The organism is Caballeronia sp. TF1N1 (assembly GCF_022878925.1).
Lineage (GTDB): Bacteria > Pseudomonadota > Gammaproteobacteria > Burkholderiales > Burkholderiaceae > Caballeronia.
Genome location: NZ_CP084628.1, coordinates 160,575 through 176,988, shown reverse-complemented (window position 1 = coordinate 176,988; position 16,414 = coordinate 160,575). Strand labels below are relative to the sequence as shown.

The 16,414-nt window shown below is 61.2% G+C and carries 17 protein-coding genes; 12 read left to right on the top strand and 5 right to left on the bottom strand.

Translation table 11 applies throughout. From position 1 onward, the window contains the following. Positions 1-48 precede the first annotated feature (48 nt). From LDZ28_RS21635 to LDZ28_RS21595, 10 genes are all read left to right on the top strand, one after another. Positions 49-1,722 carry a GMC family oxidoreductase gene (locus LDZ28_RS21635; protein ID WP_244830543.1) on the top strand — a complete coding sequence of 558 codons (1,674 nt, stop codon included), beginning with the start codon at positions 49-51 and terminating at the stop codon, positions 1,720-1,722. Positions 1,723-1,803: 81 nt separating this feature from the next. Next, positions 1,804-2,883: a sugar ABC transporter substrate-binding protein gene (locus LDZ28_RS21630; RefSeq protein WP_244830542.1), complete on the top strand. Its 1,080-nt coding sequence runs from the start codon at positions 1,804-1,806 to the stop codon at positions 2,881-2,883. Positions 2,884-2,960: 77 nt separating this feature from the next. Next, a complete protein-coding gene (locus tag LDZ28_RS32710) occupies positions 2,961-3,383 on the top strand; it encodes an ABC transporter permease (RefSeq protein WP_255784793.1) in 423 nt (140 codons plus the stop codon). Further along, positions 3,380-3,898 (top strand): ABC transporter permease, encoded by a 519-nt coding sequence (locus LDZ28_RS32705; RefSeq protein ID WP_255784792.1) that lies wholly within the window; start codon positions 3,380-3,382, stop codon positions 3,896-3,898. Before LDZ28_RS32710 ends, LDZ28_RS32705 begins: the two co-directional genes overlap by 4 nt. A gap of 16 nt (positions 3,899-3,914) precedes the next feature. After that, on the top strand, positions 3,915-5,414 hold the full coding sequence (locus LDZ28_RS21620; RefSeq protein WP_244830541.1) for a sugar ABC transporter ATP-binding protein: 1,500 nt from the start codon (positions 3,915-3,917) through the stop codon (positions 5,412-5,414). 7 nt (positions 5,415-5,421) lie between these two features. Continuing rightward, complete coding sequence (locus LDZ28_RS21615; protein ID WP_244830540.1) at positions 5,422-6,381, top strand: ABC transporter permease; 960 nt, start codon at positions 5,422-5,424, stop codon at positions 6,379-6,381. Positions 6,382-6,411: 30 nt separating this feature from the next. Beyond that, positions 6,412-7,161 (top strand): electron transfer flavoprotein subunit beta/FixA family protein, encoded by a 750-nt coding sequence (locus tag LDZ28_RS21610; RefSeq protein WP_244830538.1) that lies wholly within the window; start codon positions 6,412-6,414, stop codon positions 7,159-7,161. Next, positions 7,161-8,093, top strand: coding sequence for an electron transfer flavoprotein subunit alpha/FixB family protein (locus LDZ28_RS21605; RefSeq protein WP_244830536.1), 933 nt, complete (start codon positions 7,161-7,163; stop codon positions 8,091-8,093). The genes LDZ28_RS21610 and LDZ28_RS21605 overlap by 1 nt, the downstream gene beginning before the upstream one ends. 25 nt (positions 8,094-8,118) lie before the next feature. After that, positions 8,119-9,126, top strand: coding sequence for a Gfo/Idh/MocA family protein (locus tag LDZ28_RS21600; protein WP_244830534.1), 1,008 nt, complete (start codon positions 8,119-8,121; stop codon positions 9,124-9,126). Positions 9,127-9,218: 92 nt separating this feature from the next. Further along, positions 9,219-10,079, top strand: a complete 861-nt coding sequence (locus LDZ28_RS21595) for an MOSC domain-containing protein (protein WP_244830532.1) — start codon at positions 9,219-9,221, stop codon at positions 10,077-10,079. A gap of 213 nt (positions 10,080-10,292) precedes the next feature. Here the strand turns inward: LDZ28_RS21595 and LDZ28_RS21590 are convergent, their stop codons facing one another. The 5 genes from LDZ28_RS21590 to LDZ28_RS21570 all read right to left on the bottom strand — a co-directional run bounded on the left by LDZ28_RS21590 (position 10,293) and on the right by LDZ28_RS21570 (position 12,848). Continuing rightward, complete coding sequence (locus tag LDZ28_RS21590) at positions 10,293-10,562, bottom strand: hypothetical protein (RefSeq protein ID WP_244830530.1); 270 nt, start codon at positions 10,560-10,562, stop codon at positions 10,293-10,295. A gap of 365 nt (positions 10,563-10,927) precedes the next feature. Continuing rightward, a complete protein-coding gene (locus LDZ28_RS21585; protein ID WP_244830528.1) occupies positions 10,928-11,188 on the bottom strand; it encodes a hypothetical protein in 261 nt (86 codons plus the stop codon). 37 nt (positions 11,189-11,225) lie between these two features. Then, on the bottom strand, positions 11,226-11,486 hold the full coding sequence (locus LDZ28_RS21580) for a hypothetical protein (RefSeq protein WP_244830526.1): 261 nt from the start codon (positions 11,484-11,486) through the stop codon (positions 11,226-11,228). Between the two features lie 37 nt (positions 11,487-11,523). Next, entirely contained in the window at positions 11,524-11,784 is a 261-nt protein-coding gene (locus LDZ28_RS21575; protein WP_244830524.1) for a hypothetical protein, read from the bottom strand. A 614-nt stretch (positions 11,785-12,398) separates the two neighbouring features. After that, the gene (locus LDZ28_RS21570) at positions 12,399-12,848 is read right to left on the bottom strand and encodes a helix-turn-helix domain-containing protein (RefSeq protein ID WP_244830522.1); all 450 of its coding nucleotides are present in this window, start codon (positions 12,846-12,848) and stop codon (positions 12,399-12,401) included. 139 nt (positions 12,849-12,987) lie between these two features. On the opposite strand from LDZ28_RS21570, the gene LDZ28_RS21565 reads away from it, so the two are divergent. Continuing rightward, positions 12,988-14,223: an MFS transporter gene (locus LDZ28_RS21565; RefSeq protein ID WP_244830520.1), complete on the top strand. Its 1,236-nt coding sequence runs from the start codon at positions 12,988-12,990 to the stop codon at positions 14,221-14,223. Positions 14,224-14,499: 276 nt separating this feature from the next. Further along, entirely contained in the window at positions 14,500-16,299 is a 1,800-nt protein-coding gene (locus LDZ28_RS21560; protein WP_244831052.1) for a serine hydrolase, read from the top strand. The last annotated feature ends 115 nt before the right edge of the window (positions 16,300-16,414 follow it).

Here is a 16,414-nt window from a genome sequence, read left to right as displayed (position 1 = left end):
GCGGACGGCCACGCGCGACTCGTGGCGAACAAAGAATCGGAGACAGCAATGTATGACTTTGTGATCGTTGGCGGAGGCGCGGCGGGTTGCGCGCTCGCGGCGCGTCTGAGCGAAGACGCAAGCAGCCGTGTGCTGCTGCTCGAAGCCGGTCCCGCCGATACCGACCCGTACATCCATATGCCGGTCGGCTTCTTCAAGATGACGAGCGGCCCGCTGACCTGGGGCTATCGCACGGTCGCGGCGGCGGAAACGCAACGGCGGCAAATTCCGTTCGCGCAAGGCCGCGTGCTCGGCGGCGGCGGTTCCATCAACGCGATGGTCTACACGCGCGGCCAACCCGCCGACTACGACGCATGGGAACGCGAAGGCTGCACGGGCTGGGGTTTTCGCGATGGCGTCCTGCCTTACCTTCGGCGCATGGAAGACAACGAGCGCTTGTGCAACGAGTATCACGGCGTGGGCGGGCCGCTCGGCGTGTCCGATCTCATCAGCGTCAACGAACTGACCAAGGCCTTCGTGCTGGCGGGTCAGGAAGCGGGCCTGCCGTATAACAGCGACTTCAACGGCGCGCAGCAGGAAGGCGTCGGCGTGTATCAGGTCACGCAGCGCGGCGGCAGGCGTTGCAGCGCGGCGGTCGGCTATCTGCAACAGGCGCGCTCGCGCGGCAACCTCACCGTGAAGACGAACTGTCTCGTGTCGCGCATCGTGATCGAAAACGGTCGCGCGGTGGGCGTCGAATATGCCGATCAGAACGCGCGCTCGAATGTGATCGTGGCGCGCGCCGAGCGCGAGGTGATCGTGACGGCGGGTGCAATCGGTTCGCCCAAGATACTGATGCTCTCGGGCATCGGCCGCGCGGCGGATCTCGAACGCGTCGGCATCGAGCCGCTGCATGCACTCGACGGCGTCGGCGCCAATCTGCAGGATCACTTCGACATCGACATCGTCTATGAGCTGAACGGTCCGTACAGTCTCGACAAGTATGCGAAGAAGCACATGATGCTGCTCGCCGGTCTCGAATACAAAATCTTCAACAAGGGACCGGTGACATCGAATATCGCGGAAGGCGGCGCCTTCTGGTATTCGGCCAGCGACGTGCCGACGCCCGACCTGCAGTTCCATTTTCTGCCGGGCGCGGGCGTGGAAGCGGGCGTGCCGCCGGTGCCGTCCGGTTCGGGCTGCACGCTGAACTCGTATTTCCTGCGTCCGAGAAGCCGTGGAAACGTCACGCTTCACAGCGCCGATCCCGCCGATGCACCGGTCATCGATCCTGCCTACATTCGCGATCCCCACGATCTCAAGGTGGCCGTGGAGGGCATTCGTCAGAGCCGCGAAATCATGAGTCAGAACGCGCTCGCCAAGTACATCAAGAGCGAGCACTTTCCGGGCGGCTCGGTACGCACGCAGGCCCAATACGAGGCATACGCGAAGCAATACGGACGCACGGGCTATCACCCGGTCGGCACCTGCAAGATGGGTATCGACGAAATGTCCGTGGTCGATCCGCAGTTGCGCGTGCATGGCATCGAAGGGCTGCGCGTGGCGGATTCATCGGTGATGCCGCGTATCGTCAGTTCGAACACGAACGCGCCGACGCTGATGATCGCGGAGAAAGCCTCGGACCTGATTCGCGGACTCGTTGCGGCGAAGGCGCCCGCGACGGGCCAACTGGCGGCGCACGCGGGCCGCTCGCTGCACGACGTCACCGTGAGCGTGGCGTAGGCGCCTGAAGGGTTCGGCAGCATCGGATTCTTCGAGCCATAAATAACTATCCGTATATTTATTCCATTCGTGGGAGACATCATGTCTGAACAACATCAACGCACGGCTTTCTCGCGCCGGGACTTCATGAGGCTGGGCGCCGGAGCCGCATTCGCGGTGGCGGGCGGCGGCTTGTCGAGCCTGTCGCTCGGCGCGGACAAGACGACGCTCGCCTGTTCGTTCCGCTCGCTCACCAATCCCTATCACGCGGCATTCAACAAGGGCGCGCAGGGCTTTGCCGCGAGCGCCGGCCTGCCTTATGTACCGCTGACGACCGAAGGCAGCTCCGAGAAAGGCATTGCCGACATTCGCGCGCTCCTGCAACGTACCAACGGCAACCTCGTCCTCAACGTCGATCCCAACGACTCCGCCGATGCCCGCGTGATCGTCGAAGCCTGCTCGAAGGCGGGCGCGTTCGTGACGACGATCTGGAACAAGCCGAAGGACTTGCATCCGTGGGACAACAACCCGAACTACGTGGCGCATCTTTCTTACGATGGCGTCGCGTACGGCGAGGAAGCGGCGACGCAACTTTTCAAGGCGATGGGCGGCAAGGGCGGCGTCGTCGCGCTCGGCGGCATCTTCAGCAATGTCCCGGCGATCGAGCGCAAGGCCGGTCTCGAAGCCGCGCTAAAGAAGTTCCCCGACATCCAGTTGCTCGACTTCCAGGTGGCCGACTGGAATTCGCAAAAGGCGTTTCCGATCATGCAGGCGTGGATGACGCGCTTCAACTCGAAGATCAAGGGCGTATGGGCCGCGAACGACGACATGGCGCTCGGCGCCATCGAAGCGTTGCGCGCCGAAGGGCTCGCGGGCCAGATGCCGGTGACGGGCATGGACGGCACGCCGCCCGGACTCGCCGCGATCAAGGCGGGCGAACTGATCGCGTCGGTGGACTGGGACCCGTATTGGCTTGGCGGCATCGGCTTGTCGATGGGCTTGCAGGCGAAGGACAAGAAGATCGATGTGGCCGCCTTGCCGAAGGACCGGCGAGAATCGTATTGCAAGGCCACGTTCGTGACGAAGGCGAACGTCCAGGACGTCATCAAGCGGGCGGCCGCGCCTGGCGGTGACTGGAACAACCTCTATGCCCGCGTGTCGGGTCCGGTGATTTATCGATGAACAAGTTGACCGTGGCGCCCACCCGGCAGGCCGTCCGCATAACAACAACCGGGACTCCATTGGTATCGAAGCAGGCTTTGCTGCGAAGATTCGCACCCGTTCTGGTGCTGGTGGCGCTCGGTCTTTGCATCGGCGCGCTGAACCACGATTTCTTCGATCCGATGAACCTGTCGCGAATCGCGGTGGGCGCGGCGATTCCGTTGACCATCGCCTTGGGCGCCGCGTTCGTGATTCAGCTCGGCAGCATCGACCTGTCGGCGGAAGGCATCGTCGCGGTCGCGGCGATTGCCGTGTCGATGCTGGTCGAGAACTCGTACAACGATAACCACTACGGGCTGTGGGTGCTCGCCGTGGCGATCGCGGCGGGCGCGCTGCTCGGCCTCGTCAATGGCGTGCTGCACGTGTTCCTGCGCATCCCTTCGTTCATTACGACGCTTGCCGTCGGCTTCGTGGCGACGGGATCGGCACTGCGTGGCTGTCGGGAAACACCATCCGCGTGAGCGACCCGATGTTGCGCGCCATCTCCATCACGCGTTATTTCGGCTTGCCTTTGTCGGTGTGGATCGCGGTGCTGGTGCTGGGAATCGCGTGGTTCGTCTACAAGCACACGCTGCTCGGCCGGCATACGCTTGCCATCGGCGGAGGCGAGGACCTCGCGCGTCTGAGCGGCGTGCGGGTATCGCGCGTGCGCATTGCGGTCTTCGCGCTGGCCGGTGCGTTCTATGGCGTCGCGGGCATTCTGGCCGTCGCGCAATACGGTCAGGGCCACGCGCGTATCGCCGATGGTCAGTTGTTCGTGGCGATCACCGCAATCGTGGTCGGCGGCACGTCGCTCGCGGGCGGCAACGGCAGCCCGATGAACACGCTCGTCGGCACGCTCATCGTCATCGTGCTCGGCAATGGCATGGTGCTGCTCGGCGTTCCGCCTTACGTGCAGCAGGGCATTCAAGGCGTGCTGATCATCGCGGCGGTAACGCTCGCGCTGAATCGTTCGCGCCGGCGCATCGTCAAATGAGCGTGAGGAGATGAACATGCTGTCACTCAAGAATGTCACCAAGCGCTTTCCGGGCGTACTTGCGCTCGACGATGTGTCCATCGACGTGCGGCCCAACGAGATCGTCGGTCTTATCGGCGAGAACGGCGCGGGCAAGTCCACGTTGATGAAGCTCCTGACCGGCGCGTATCGTCAGGATGCGGGCGAGATCACGCTGAACGGCAAGCCGCTCGTGATTCGCAATCCGCGCGATGCGACCTCCAAGGGCATCGCCATGGTGTATCAGGAGCAGTCGATCCTGCCGAACCTGACGGTCGCGGAGAACCTGTTTCTCGGGCGCGAAGAACAGTTCGTGACCTTCGGCCGCATCAACTGGTCGAAGCTCAAGCGCGCGGCGCAGAAGGAACTGGCGACCGTGCGTCTGAATATCGATCCATTGACGCTCTGCGAAGACATGTCCTTCGGTCAGCGGCAGATGGTGGAACTCGCGCGCGCCTTGTCGCTGGCGAGTCGCACGGGCGGCACGCCGATCATCTTGCTCGATGAGCCGACCTCCGTGCTCGAAGCAGGCGAGATCGAGATTCTCTTCGGCCTCGTGCGCGAACTGAAGTCGCGCGCCTCGTTCGTGTTCGTCTCGCATAGGCTCGACGAGCTGTTGTCACTTTCCGATCGCGTGTATGTCATGAAAGACGGCAAGGTCGTGTCCGAGATGGCGTCGGGAACGGCGTCGGTGACGAAGCTGCATGAACTGATGGTGGGCCGTACGCTGCATGGCGAGTATTACCGCGAGAATCTGCAGAAGCCTTGCCGCGACGATGTAGCGCTTTCGGTGCGTCACGCGTCGCTCGGACATGTGCTCGATGACGTGTCCTTCGATGTCCGCTGCGGCGAAGTCTTCGGAGTCGCGGGCGTGGTCGGCTCGGGGCGCGAGGAACTGTGCCGCGTCATCGCGGGACTCGAAAAGCTCGATCGCGGCGAAGTGCTGGTGGGCAGCACGCATCTGAAGCCGCATGCGAATCATGCCGTTGCATTGGGCATTGGCTACGTGCCGCGCGAGCGCAAGGTCGAAGGTCTCGTCACGCAAATGAGCGTCGCGCAGAACCTGACCTTGCCGCGTCTCAATGCGGTGAGCCGTGGCGGCATCGTGAAGAAGGCGCGCGAGCGTGCGTTTGCCAACGAATGGATCGAACGTCTGCACATCAAGACGCCCGGCGCCGATGCGTCGTGCCGCAATCTCTCTGGCGGCAATCAGCAGAAAGTGGTGCTCGCGAAATGGCGCTTCGCAGGCAGCCGAATCCTCGTGCTCGATCATCCGACACGCGGTCTCGATGTCGGCGCGAAGGAAGAGGTTTATCAGCTGATCCGCGAACTGACGGCGGACGGTGTGGCGGTGGTGCTGACCGGCGACACGCTCGAAGAGATCCTCGGCCTCAGTCACCGCGTGATGGTGATGCGCGACGGCCGCGCCGAAAAAATCCTGCCGTGCGAAGTCGGGCGCAAGCCTTCGCAGGTCGAAATCGTCGAACACATGGTCTGAGGTCGATATGCCACAACTAAACGCTTCCCTCGCGGCGAAGCTGCGCGACAACGCGCCGTTTCTCGCACTCGTCGTGCTCTACGTGTTGATCGAGATTGCACAGCCGAGCTTTCTCGCGCCATCGACACAACTCGGTTTGCTTGCCGATAGCTCGACGCTTTTCATCATGGCGGCCGGCACGACATTCGTGGTTTTGCTCGGCAGCATCGACCTTTCGTTGCAGGCGGTGGCGTCGTTGTCGAGCGTGATCGTCGCGATGCTGCTGCCGCGTTACGGCGCGATGGCGGCGGTGATCGCGCTTGCGGCTTCGTTCGGCATCGGGCTTTTGAGCGGCGTCATTCAGACCGTGCTGCGCATTCCCTCGTTCATCGCGACGCTCGCGGTCGGCGGCATTGCATCGGCGGCGGCGTTGACGTTGTCGGGTACGCGTTCCATCGGCATCAGCGACGAGATGCGCAATGAATCGCTTGGATGGACCACGGGTACTTCGTTCGGCGTGCCGCATGAAATCCTGCTTGGCGCCGCCGTGTTTCTGTTCTGCCTGTTCCTGCATCGCTCGACGGTGTTCGGCCGTCGCACCGATGCCATTGGCGCGGGCGAACCCGCCGCCATTGCCTCGGGCGTGCGCGTGTCGACCACGAAGTGCCTCGTGTTCGGCACCTCGTCGTTCTTCGCGGGACTGGCGGGCGTCGTGATGGCAGGGCGTCTTGGAAGCGGTTCGCCCACGCTTGCCGATCAATTCCTTTTGCCGGCCATCGCGGCCGTGATCGTCGGCGGCACGGCGCTGACGGGCGGCGCGGGCGGCATTGGGCGGACGCTCGTCGGTGCACTGCTGGTGTCGGTGGCACGCGTGGGCATGACCTTCGTCGGCATCAGCGTGTTCGCGCAGCAGATCGTGTTCGGTCTGATCCTGATCGTTGCCGTCACCGTGGCTTTCGATCGGTCGAAGGTGTTGATCATCAAGTGATACTTGCATTCGTTGAAGGACGGTTAGCTCATGAAAATCCTCGTGGCAGTGAAGAGAGTGGTGGATTACAACGTGAAGGTGCGCGTCAAGTCCGACGGCAGCGGCGTCGAACTCGCCAACGTGAAGATGTCGATGAATCCCTTCGACGAGATCGCGATGGAAGAAGCCGTGCGCCTGCGCGAAGCAGGTGTGGCGACGGAAGTCGTCGCGGTATCGTGCGGCGTCGCGCAGTGCCAGGAGACTTTGCGTACCGCGCTGGCGTTTGGCGCGGATCGCGGCATTCTCGTCGAGTCCGGCGATGAACTGCAACCGCTCGCCGTGGCGAAGATACTGAAGGCGCTCATCGACAAGGAACAGCCGCAGCTCGTGATTCTGGGCAAGCAGGCTATCGACGACGATTGCAATCAGACCGGCCAGATGCTCGCCGCGCTGGCAGGCTTGCCGCAAGCGACGTTTGCATCGAAGGTGGTGGTGACGGACGGCAAGGCGACGGTATCGCGCGAGATCGACGGCGGCGCCGAAACGTTGTCGTTGAAGCTGCCTGCGGTGGTGACGGCCGATTTGCGCCTGAACGAGCCGCGCTATGTCACGCTGCCCAATATCATGAAGGCAAAGAAGAAGCCGTTGGAGACTTTGAAGCCCGCTGATCTTGACGTTGACGTGACGCCGCGACTGAAGACGCTGAAAGTCGCGGAACCGCCGAAGCGTTCGGCGGGCGTGGTGGTGCCGGACGTGAAGACGCTGGTCGAGAAGTTGAAAAACGAAGCGAAGGTGATCTGATGACGATTCTGGTAATTGCGGAACACGACAACGCGTCCATCAAGGCCGCGACGTTGAACATGGTAGCGGCGGCGGCAAAAATCGGTGGCGATATCCATGTGCTGGTCGCGGGTGCGAACGCGCAGGGCGCGGCCGATGCAGCAGCGAAGATCGCGGGCGTATCTAAAGTGCTGCTTGCGGATGCGCCTCAACTCGCCGAAGGTCTGGCCGAGAATGTCGAGGGCACGGTGCTGAATATCGCGAAGGACTATTCGCACATCCTCGCGCCCGCGACGGCCTATGGCAAGAACATCGCGCCGCGTATCGCAGCGCATCTGGATGTCGCGCAGATCAGCGACATTACCGCCGTCGACAGCGCCGATACCTTCGAGCGTCCGATCTACGCGGGCAACGCTATCGCAACGGTGCAATCGAGCGATCCGATCAAGGTCATCACGGTGCGTGCAACGGGCTTCGATCCGGTGGCAGCAGAAGGCGGCAGTGCATCGATCGAGAAGATCGAAGCGGCAGCCGACGCTGGCATCTCGTCATTCGTCAGCCGTGAAGTCACGAAGCTGGATCGGCCGGAACTGACTTCGGCTTCGATCATCGTATCGGGTGGACGCGGCCTCGGCAATGGCGAGAACTACACGACGGTGCTCGAACCGCTCGCTGATAAACTCGGTGCTGCGCTGGGCGCGTCGCGCGCGGCGGTGGATGCGGGTTACGTGCCGAACAGCTATCAAGTGGGTCAGACGGGCAAGATCGTCGCGCCGCGGTTGTACGTGGCGGTCGGCATCTCGGGCGCGATTCAGCATCTGGCCGGGATGAAGGACAGCAAGGTCATCGTCGCCATCAACAAGGACCCGGAAGCGCCTATTTTCAGCGTCGCGGATTATGGTCTGGCTCAGGATCTTTTCGAAGCCGTTCCGGAGCTGACGACGATCGTGTGACACATCAACGCCCAAGGAAGGCTCGATGCGCAAAATTCGAATCGCGATGGTCGGCGCTGGATTGGCTGCAACGCCTCACGCGCTCGCATTGAATGAATTGCGTGAGGAAGTGGAGGTCGTGGCGGTCGTCGGCCGTTCGCCTGAACGAGTAGAACGGTTCGCCAGCGCGCATGGGTTTCCTGTCGGCGCGTCTGTCGATGCGATATTGAACGACGCGACCATCGACGCCATGCTCGTCCTCACGCCGCCGAATACGCATCTCGAACTGGTCGAACAGGCCGCCGCAATGCGCAAGCACGTGATGCTGGAGAAACCGCTCGATGTGTCGATGTCGCGCGCCACGCGCATCGTCGATATCTGCCGTACTGCGGAATGCAAACTCGGTGTGGTGTTTCAAAATCGCTTTCGTCCCGCCGTGCAGCGGCTGGCGGAAGTGAAGGCGAGTGGCGCGCTTGGTTCGATTGCATGCGCGGGACTCGATCTGCGCTGGTGGCGGCCGCAATCCTATTACGACGAACCGGGCCGTGGCACTTATGCGCGCGATGGCGGTGGCGTGTTGTTGACGCAGGCAATTCATTCGCTCGACATTCTTCTGTGGCTGGCGGGCGATGTGTCCTCGGTCGCGGCGGCTACCGCGACCACCGCGTTGCACACGATGGAGTCCGAGGACTTTGCAAGCGCTTCGCTTACGTTCGCGAGCGGCGCCGTGGGTCATCTTCTTGCAACCACGGCGGCGTTTCCGGGCTTTCCGGAGCGCATCGAGTTAATCGGCGATAAAGGCACGGCAACGCTCGAAGGCGGGCACTTGCGCGTGTTTTTCCGTGATGGAAGCATCGACGAGTTCCGCGATCCTTCGTCGTCGGGCTTCGGTGCGAAGCCGATGGACTTCTCGCACGCCGCGCATCGTGCGTTGTTGAAGGACTTTTTCGATGCCGTGCGGGATGATCGCGCGCCGAGCGTCAGCGGCGATGATGCGCTTCGTGTGCAGCGGTTGATCGAGCGCGTCACGGCGGATGCGGGGAGACGGTTGTAAAGCGTATGAGCGCACCGCTTGCCGGAACAATATGAGCACGGGACAATGGCGCTTTTCCAGAACAGCGGTTCGCGCCATCGAACATCCCGATCATGCCTACCATCAGCGCGCTATTCGTCTATCCAGTCAAGTCATGCGGCGCAATCGCACTCGATTGCGTGCAGCTTGCCGTTCACGGGTTTCCGTGGGATCGCCACTGGATGGTCATCGACGAAAACGGGCGCTTCGTCTCGCAACGCGAATTCCCGGCGATGGCGCGCATCATTCCAACGCTCACGGCAGATGCGCTCGTGCTGAATTCCCCCGATGCTGCCGAACCGCTCGAAGTGCCGCTTGCGCACGAGAAAGACCCGGCGCGCGTCGCCGTGAATGTCTGGCGCGATCACTTCGAGGCGTTCGACGAAGGCGTGAGCGCCGCGCGCTGGTTCTCCGCACGCCTCGGCGTTCCCGTGCGGCTCGTGCGCTTTGCCGACGACGTCACGCGCCTCGCGAGCAAGACGTGGACGCGCGATGCCGACGCACCCACGCAATTCACCGATGGCTTTCCGCTGCTCGTCACCAACCACGCCTCGCTCGACGATCTCAACGCGCGTCTCGAAGCAAAGGGCGCGCCGCGCGTGCCGATGAATCGCTTCAGGCCCAATGTCGTCTTGAGCGGTCTCGACGCCTTCGAGGAAGACTTCATCGATACGATCTCGGTCGATGGCATCGTGTTGCGCATGGTGAAGCCGTGCGCGCGCTGTCCGATCACGACGGTCGATCAGACGCACGGCGTGCGCGACGCGCAATGGCCCAACGAACCGCTCGACGTGATGATGGGCTGGCGCGCTAATGCTCGTGTAGATGGCGGCCTCACGTTCGGGCAGAACGCGATTGCTCTTGACGGCGCGGGCCGTGAGTTGCGCGTGGGCGCGAGCGTCGACTATGAACTGAGTTTTTCCGACGACTTTTAAGGCGCGTCCCTCTTCCTCTTAAGCGCGGCATTGCGCGTGCTGGTTTTTGGCGGCGCGAAGGTGCGCGATGCATCGAGCAATGCTAGGGCCGTTTCCGCGCTCGCACTTGAGCGGCCTCTGAGTGAACTCGTTGTCCTGCGCTTGTCGTCGAGCAGCTACACCTAAAGTGATGCATGCGTCGCAATCGTCGAACACGCTGCTTCGCGCGTGTCGTCAGAACGCGGTGGCCGTTGCATTGTCGCAGCGCGAGCCACCGTCGATCGACCCACGAATGTCCCGCTGAACCCGTCTTCCGGGTGACGTGCATGGTTTGTCCGACGACGCGCTGACTGGCTGCACCAGTTGCGGATTTGCGTTCATCTGCGAATTGCCGACGACACTCGAAAGGTACATGGCCGAGTCTTGTGGCGAAGCCGGATTTTCTGCGCGTGCCGTACAGGTCAGACAGGTCGTGAGTGCAGCCAGCAGGATGGAAAGTCGCATGACAGGACCTCGAAGATGAACGTTGAGCGGCGTGACGTGTATTCCTGGCTTCTGCCGCGATTTAGCCAGATTGGTGCATTGCACAACGTCAGGTTTCTCTGGCCAAAAAGCGTTGTCAACCGGATAAATTTGCTGGCGGAGTATCTTCGACGCGGTGGACGATTTATCGCTCGTGGTTTTTCGAGGGAGCATGTCGTACCGTCGCTTTGATCGGACGCAAAAAAAGCCCGCTAACAAGCGGGCTAAAACACTTCACCCAGAGGGCCGCAAGGAGATACGGTCCTCTCGTTGAGGCTCGGACTTAACGGCAAGAATCAACGAGAGAAGAAGGCACGTGGTCCTTCCCTCTCTGAGCCTGCGAGCCCTTAGGCCTTCATACCGACGAACATGCTGCCGAGCGCATCGACCGACTTGGTGATGCTCTTGACGTCTACGTTCGTGTGTTGCGAGGCATCGACTTGCGTGACCGGTGCGACGTTGATTTGCGGGCTCGCGAAAGACACGCCGCCTGCCTGATAGTTCGAGTTGACGCCGGTGTTCGAGAAGATCGAGAAGCCGCCCGCGATGGAGCCCATTGCAGCGCGATCGAGTTCTTTCTCAGCAGCAAGGTTCTTGATGGTCAACATGATAATTCCCCTAAGAAATGTGTTTGGATGGTGTGAATTAAAGCGCCAAGCCGCCGAGCAGGCTGCCCACAGCGGTGATCGACTTGTTGACGGTCTTGAGATCGACGTTGGTGGTGGTCGATGCATCGACTTGCGAAACAGGTGCAATGTTCGCTTGCGGCGAAGCGAACGACACGCCGCCAGCTTGCACGTTGCTGTTGATACCGGCGTTCGAGAAGAGCGAATTACCGCCCGTGATGGCGCTCATTTCAGCGCGGTCGAGTTCCTTGGAAGCAACGAGGTTCTTGATGGTCAGCATGATGAATCTCCTAAACGATGTGATTGGATGGTGTGAATTAAAGCGCCATGCCGCCGAGCAGGCTGCCCACGGCGGTAATCGACTTGTTGACGGTCTTGAGATCGACGTTTGTGGTGGTCGATGCATCGACTTGCGTGACAGGTGCAATGTTCGCTTGCGGCGAAGCGAAGGACAGACCGCCTGCTTGAACGTTGCTGTTGATACCGGCGTTCGAGAAGAACGAGCTACCGCCCGTGATGGCGCCCATTTCAGCACGGTCGAGTTCTTTGGAAGCGGCGAGGTCTTTGATCGTCAGCATGGTGAATCTCCTAAGTGGTTGGGTTGGTCGAGCGATAACTTGTTACGCTCGCAGCTACATATGCGAGAGGCATGCCAAGCAAGCCACCAAGGCGGTTACTATTTTCTAAGTGAATGAATTTAAACGCTAAAAATTATAAAGACGGCTTTTAAGGGCAAGCGTCCATACGCATTCGAAATTGGGGGTGTATTAAAGCGGCAGACAGCGCTCTAGAAAGTGAACGTCACAAACAGACACCTTGGGACTTGTCTCCGACCCACGATCTCCAAGGCAGACGCGGCTGCGCTTTGAAGGTCTGTTGTCGAGTGCCAAGAGTACATGGCAAGGAGAGCCCGCACGCAATGGCGTCAATCGAATGATGGTTCGAACTCGCTAAGCCACAATGCACTCGTGTCGGCACCGCAGACGAATCCGTCGACGCGCCGAAGGCAACGAATCAAGCGGAGACCGTGCAATTAAGTTCAGCGACTGAAACATGCGATCGTTAAGTCGGGCGAGTTGACGATCTCAAAGGCGGATGACCTTGAGTAGGCCCAGACCATTCATCGGCGCAGTCTGGTTTACTCAACGTTGAAATCAATTGTTCTGAGTGCCTTTCACACCGAAAAAGATCGTCACGCCGTGACTTTCTTAACGTATGTTCCACGTGCCGCGGGCGCGATACCGCTAGCCGTACGCAACGTCAGCTTAGCCACCGGCTTACCGCTCGCACGATCGATTAGCTGCGAGTGCTTTTCGCCGCGTGCGAAAAGGTTGGCTTCACCCCATTGCCGCAACGTGACAATCACGGGGAACAGCGCTTCGCCCTTCGGCGTTAGCGCATATTCCTGATAGGCGGAGCCGTCCGACGCAGGAACCACTTCGAGCACGGCCGCATCGACGAGGAGTCGCAAGCGGTCGGTGAGAATATTGCGCGCGATCCCGAGACTTTCCTGAAACTCGCCGAAGCGACGCACGCCGTCGAACGCATCGCGCACGATAAGCAGCGCCCATCGCTCGCCCACGATATCGAGTGCCCGTGCGACGGGACACGATGAATCCGCAAGACTTTTGCGCTGCGCCATTTGCATTTCTCCAGTCAAATCCGAACCGATATCCGTCTTAGCGACCCACCTCAACCAGTTGCATTTTAAAACAAGTTTGTCTAGACTGGATTCTAGTTGCATTGTGAAACTAGTTAAAGATATAAGGGCAGGGCGATCCATGAATGCTGGAAGCACACCGTGCGACGCGACAGAACAAATCGACATTCCCGCAGAACATGCGCCTAGCTCACTGCCGTCCGTCCTCGTTTTGCTGCTCGCAGTGTGCTGCGCGGTAAGTGTCGCGAACGTCTACTACGCGCAGCCCCTGCTCGACGCCATTGCCGAAGACTTCCGCATTACGCAGGCAGCCGTTGGCGGCGTCATCACGGCAACGCAAGTTGGCTGCGCGCTGGCGTTGTTGCTGGTCGTACCGCTTGGCGATCTGCTTAACCGCAAGGTCTTGATGTGCATACAGCTCGTCTTTCTCACGGCTGCTCTGGCCATGGTCGGCTTCGCGCATTCGCCGGCGATATTGCTCATCGGCATGGTCGGCGTCGGCATGCTGGGCACCGCGATGACGCAAGGATTGATCGCGTACGCGGCGACACTTGCGCATCAATCGGAACGCGGTCGCGTAGTTGGCGCCGCGCAAAGCGGCGTGGTAGTCGGGTTGCTAATGGCGCGTTGCTTCGCTGGCGTCATCACCGACCTTGCAGGATGGCGCTCGGTGTATCTCATATCGGGTCTATTGGCGGCCGTCATGCTGCTCGTGCTTTGGAACGCAGTGCCGACGCCGCGCATGAGCCCGCTCAAGCTGACCTACGCTCAACTGCTAAGGTCGATGTTCATGCTGCTTGCATCCGAGCGCGTGTTGCGGGTTCGTGGCGTGATCGGCCTTTTCATGTTCGCGGCGTTCAGTATTTTCTGGAGCGCGCTGGTCTTGCCGCTCAGCGCGCCGCCGCACTCGCTGTCGCATACACAGATCGGCGCGTTCGGGCTGGTCGGCGCAATCGGGGCGCTGGCCGCAGCGAGGGCGGGCTATCTGGCCGACCGAGGTCTCGGTCAGTGGACCACTGGCATCGCGCTGATCTGTCTTGTGACTTCGTGGATACCCATAAGCCTCATGTCGCAGAGCATGATCGCGTTGATGGTGGGAATCGCGTTGCTCGACCTCGGCGGCCAGGCAGTGCACGTGGTCAATCAAAGCATGATTTTGAGCGGCCAGACTGCGTCGCACGGGCGTCTCGTGGGCTGCTACATGCTTTTCTATTCGGCGGGGAGCGGTATCGGCGCGGCGGCGTCCACTTACGTGTATGCGCAAGCGGGCTGGATGGGTGTCTGCGTCCTCGGGTTCGCCGTAAGTGTGGCTGCGCTCGTTTTCTGGGCCGTTACCTTGCGTTCGCAAAATCGCTAAGCGACGACTCATGCAAAGCCGCTTCGCAAGAAAGGCGAAGCGGCAAATGACGCTTGTCCAGGCGATGTCGACGGGAGACGAATACACCGCACCGAAGAGCAAAATTTTCGATGCTAAGAAGCCGTTAGGAAGGCTATAATTCGCCGCGCAAGGCAGAAACCGCACTACGTAGGCTCTGGATCAACAAGGAGAACCGCCGTGCTTCCATCTGACCGCAATAACGACAAACCTTCCAGCTCGGGACGCCGGCAGTTCCTCGGTTTCACCGGCGCAGGCATGCTAGCGACACTGCTGCCCGGTTGCGGCGGCGACGACAACCACGCCGCCTCTTACCCGCAGACCATTGCGATGGGCCAGCAGGCTATCCAGCAAGCCATCGGCAATACGGCGCAGCCCGTGGCCGCCATCTCGGTTGCCATGCTCAAGGGCAACGACGTCGTGTGGCAGCAGGCGTTCGGCGCATCGTCGGTGCCGAGCCAGACCCAGGCCACGACAGCGACGCGCTTCAATATCGGATCGGTCAGCAAGCTGTTTGCAGGGCTTGCCGCAACGATCCTCCAGGACCGTGGACTGATTACGCTCGATACTCCCATCGTCCGCTATCTGCCCACGTTCTCGATGCTTTCCCCCGAGTACACGCGAATCACGACACGCCATCTGCTGTCGCATTCGTCGGGTTTTCCCGGTACCAATTCGCGCAATCTCTTCACGTTCTCGCCGGTTCCCGGCTATGCGGCCGACACGCAGGCCGAGCTCGCCAACACTCATCTGAAGCATTTGCCGGGCGAGCTTGCGGTGTATTGCAACGACGGCTTCACGATGGTGGAGCAACTCGTCCTGGCAATGACCGGGCAAAGCTTCGCGAGCTTCGTCGAGACGAACATTCTCGCGCCGCTGAAGATGACCAATTCGAGTTATCTGACAAGTGTGCCGACCGATGGCTCGTTCTCGTATCCCTATGTGAACGGCACGCAATATCAGGAGTTCGTCAACGCTTACGCGACGGGCGGGCTGAGTTCGACGCCCGGCGACATGATGAATCTCGCGCGGATGTTCCTCGGCGGCGGCGCGTTCGAGGGCAAGCAGATCGTGTCCGCGGCGGGCATCGCGCAGATGGGTACGGACCAGACGGCGGGGCTCCTGATCAATCCATCACCGGAATGGCGTTGGGGTCTCGCATGGGATTCAGTCGTGCAACCGGGGCTGGCCGCTGCCGGCGTTCTCGGATGGGAAAAGGACGGCGGCACGGCCTTCTTCACGAGCGAATTCTTCATCGTGCCGAAGGCGCAACTGGCGTTGATGGTGACCGGCAATACGGGCTACGACGCGCGCAAGCTTGCGGAGAGCATCGTGCTTTCGGCATTGAAAGAGGACGGCACCATCGCCGCGCTGCCGCCCACGGTCGGCGGCACGGCGCCTTCAGCGGCTACGGGTCCGGTTATTGCGGACACGGCCGGCATCTACGGCAACTCGGACTCGCCGCTTCAGGTGATCGCCAACGGCGACGGCAGTGTGCAACTCAACCAGTGGAATGGTGTGACGCGCGCGTGGGGGCAGCTTGGCGCGGGCGCCTATCAGTACCGCAGCGACGGATGGTACTGGAGCAATAGCGATACGGCCTCGTACCGTTTCGCGGTCGTCACCGGAACCGACGAGGACGGCACCCCATTCAGCTATCGTTATCTGATGAAGCGCGTCGTCCCTGGCGCGGGCTATGCCTTCCTTACGTTACCCATCGGCCAGCACCTTGCCGCGCTCGCACCACTCGACGCCGCGTGGCAGCAACGCCTCGGCACGCAATGGCGCGTGACGAACGACTCGCCGACAGCGGTGCCAATAGTGGTCGACGGCAACGAGCCCGCGTATCTCACCAGCCTGCCCGAATTGCCGGGCTACGTACTGTACGGCAATAGCGACCTTCGCTATCAACTCTTCGTGCCGCTTGCAGATGACCGCGGCGGCATGTCGGTTAAGGTGCCGGGCAACTTCGGCCGCGATCTCTACGAGATTCGCTTTGCATCGGCGAGCAACGCCACCACGCTAACCTTGGGCAGTTCGATTTACGCGCAGGTGTAACGCCCTCACGACGAAAGCCGTGTCGACGCCTCGCGCGTCGACACGCATCGGCACGTCTAGCAAACCCTCACGTTCACGTCAAAAGAACCACACGTCTGGTGCCTTGTCGCCATGC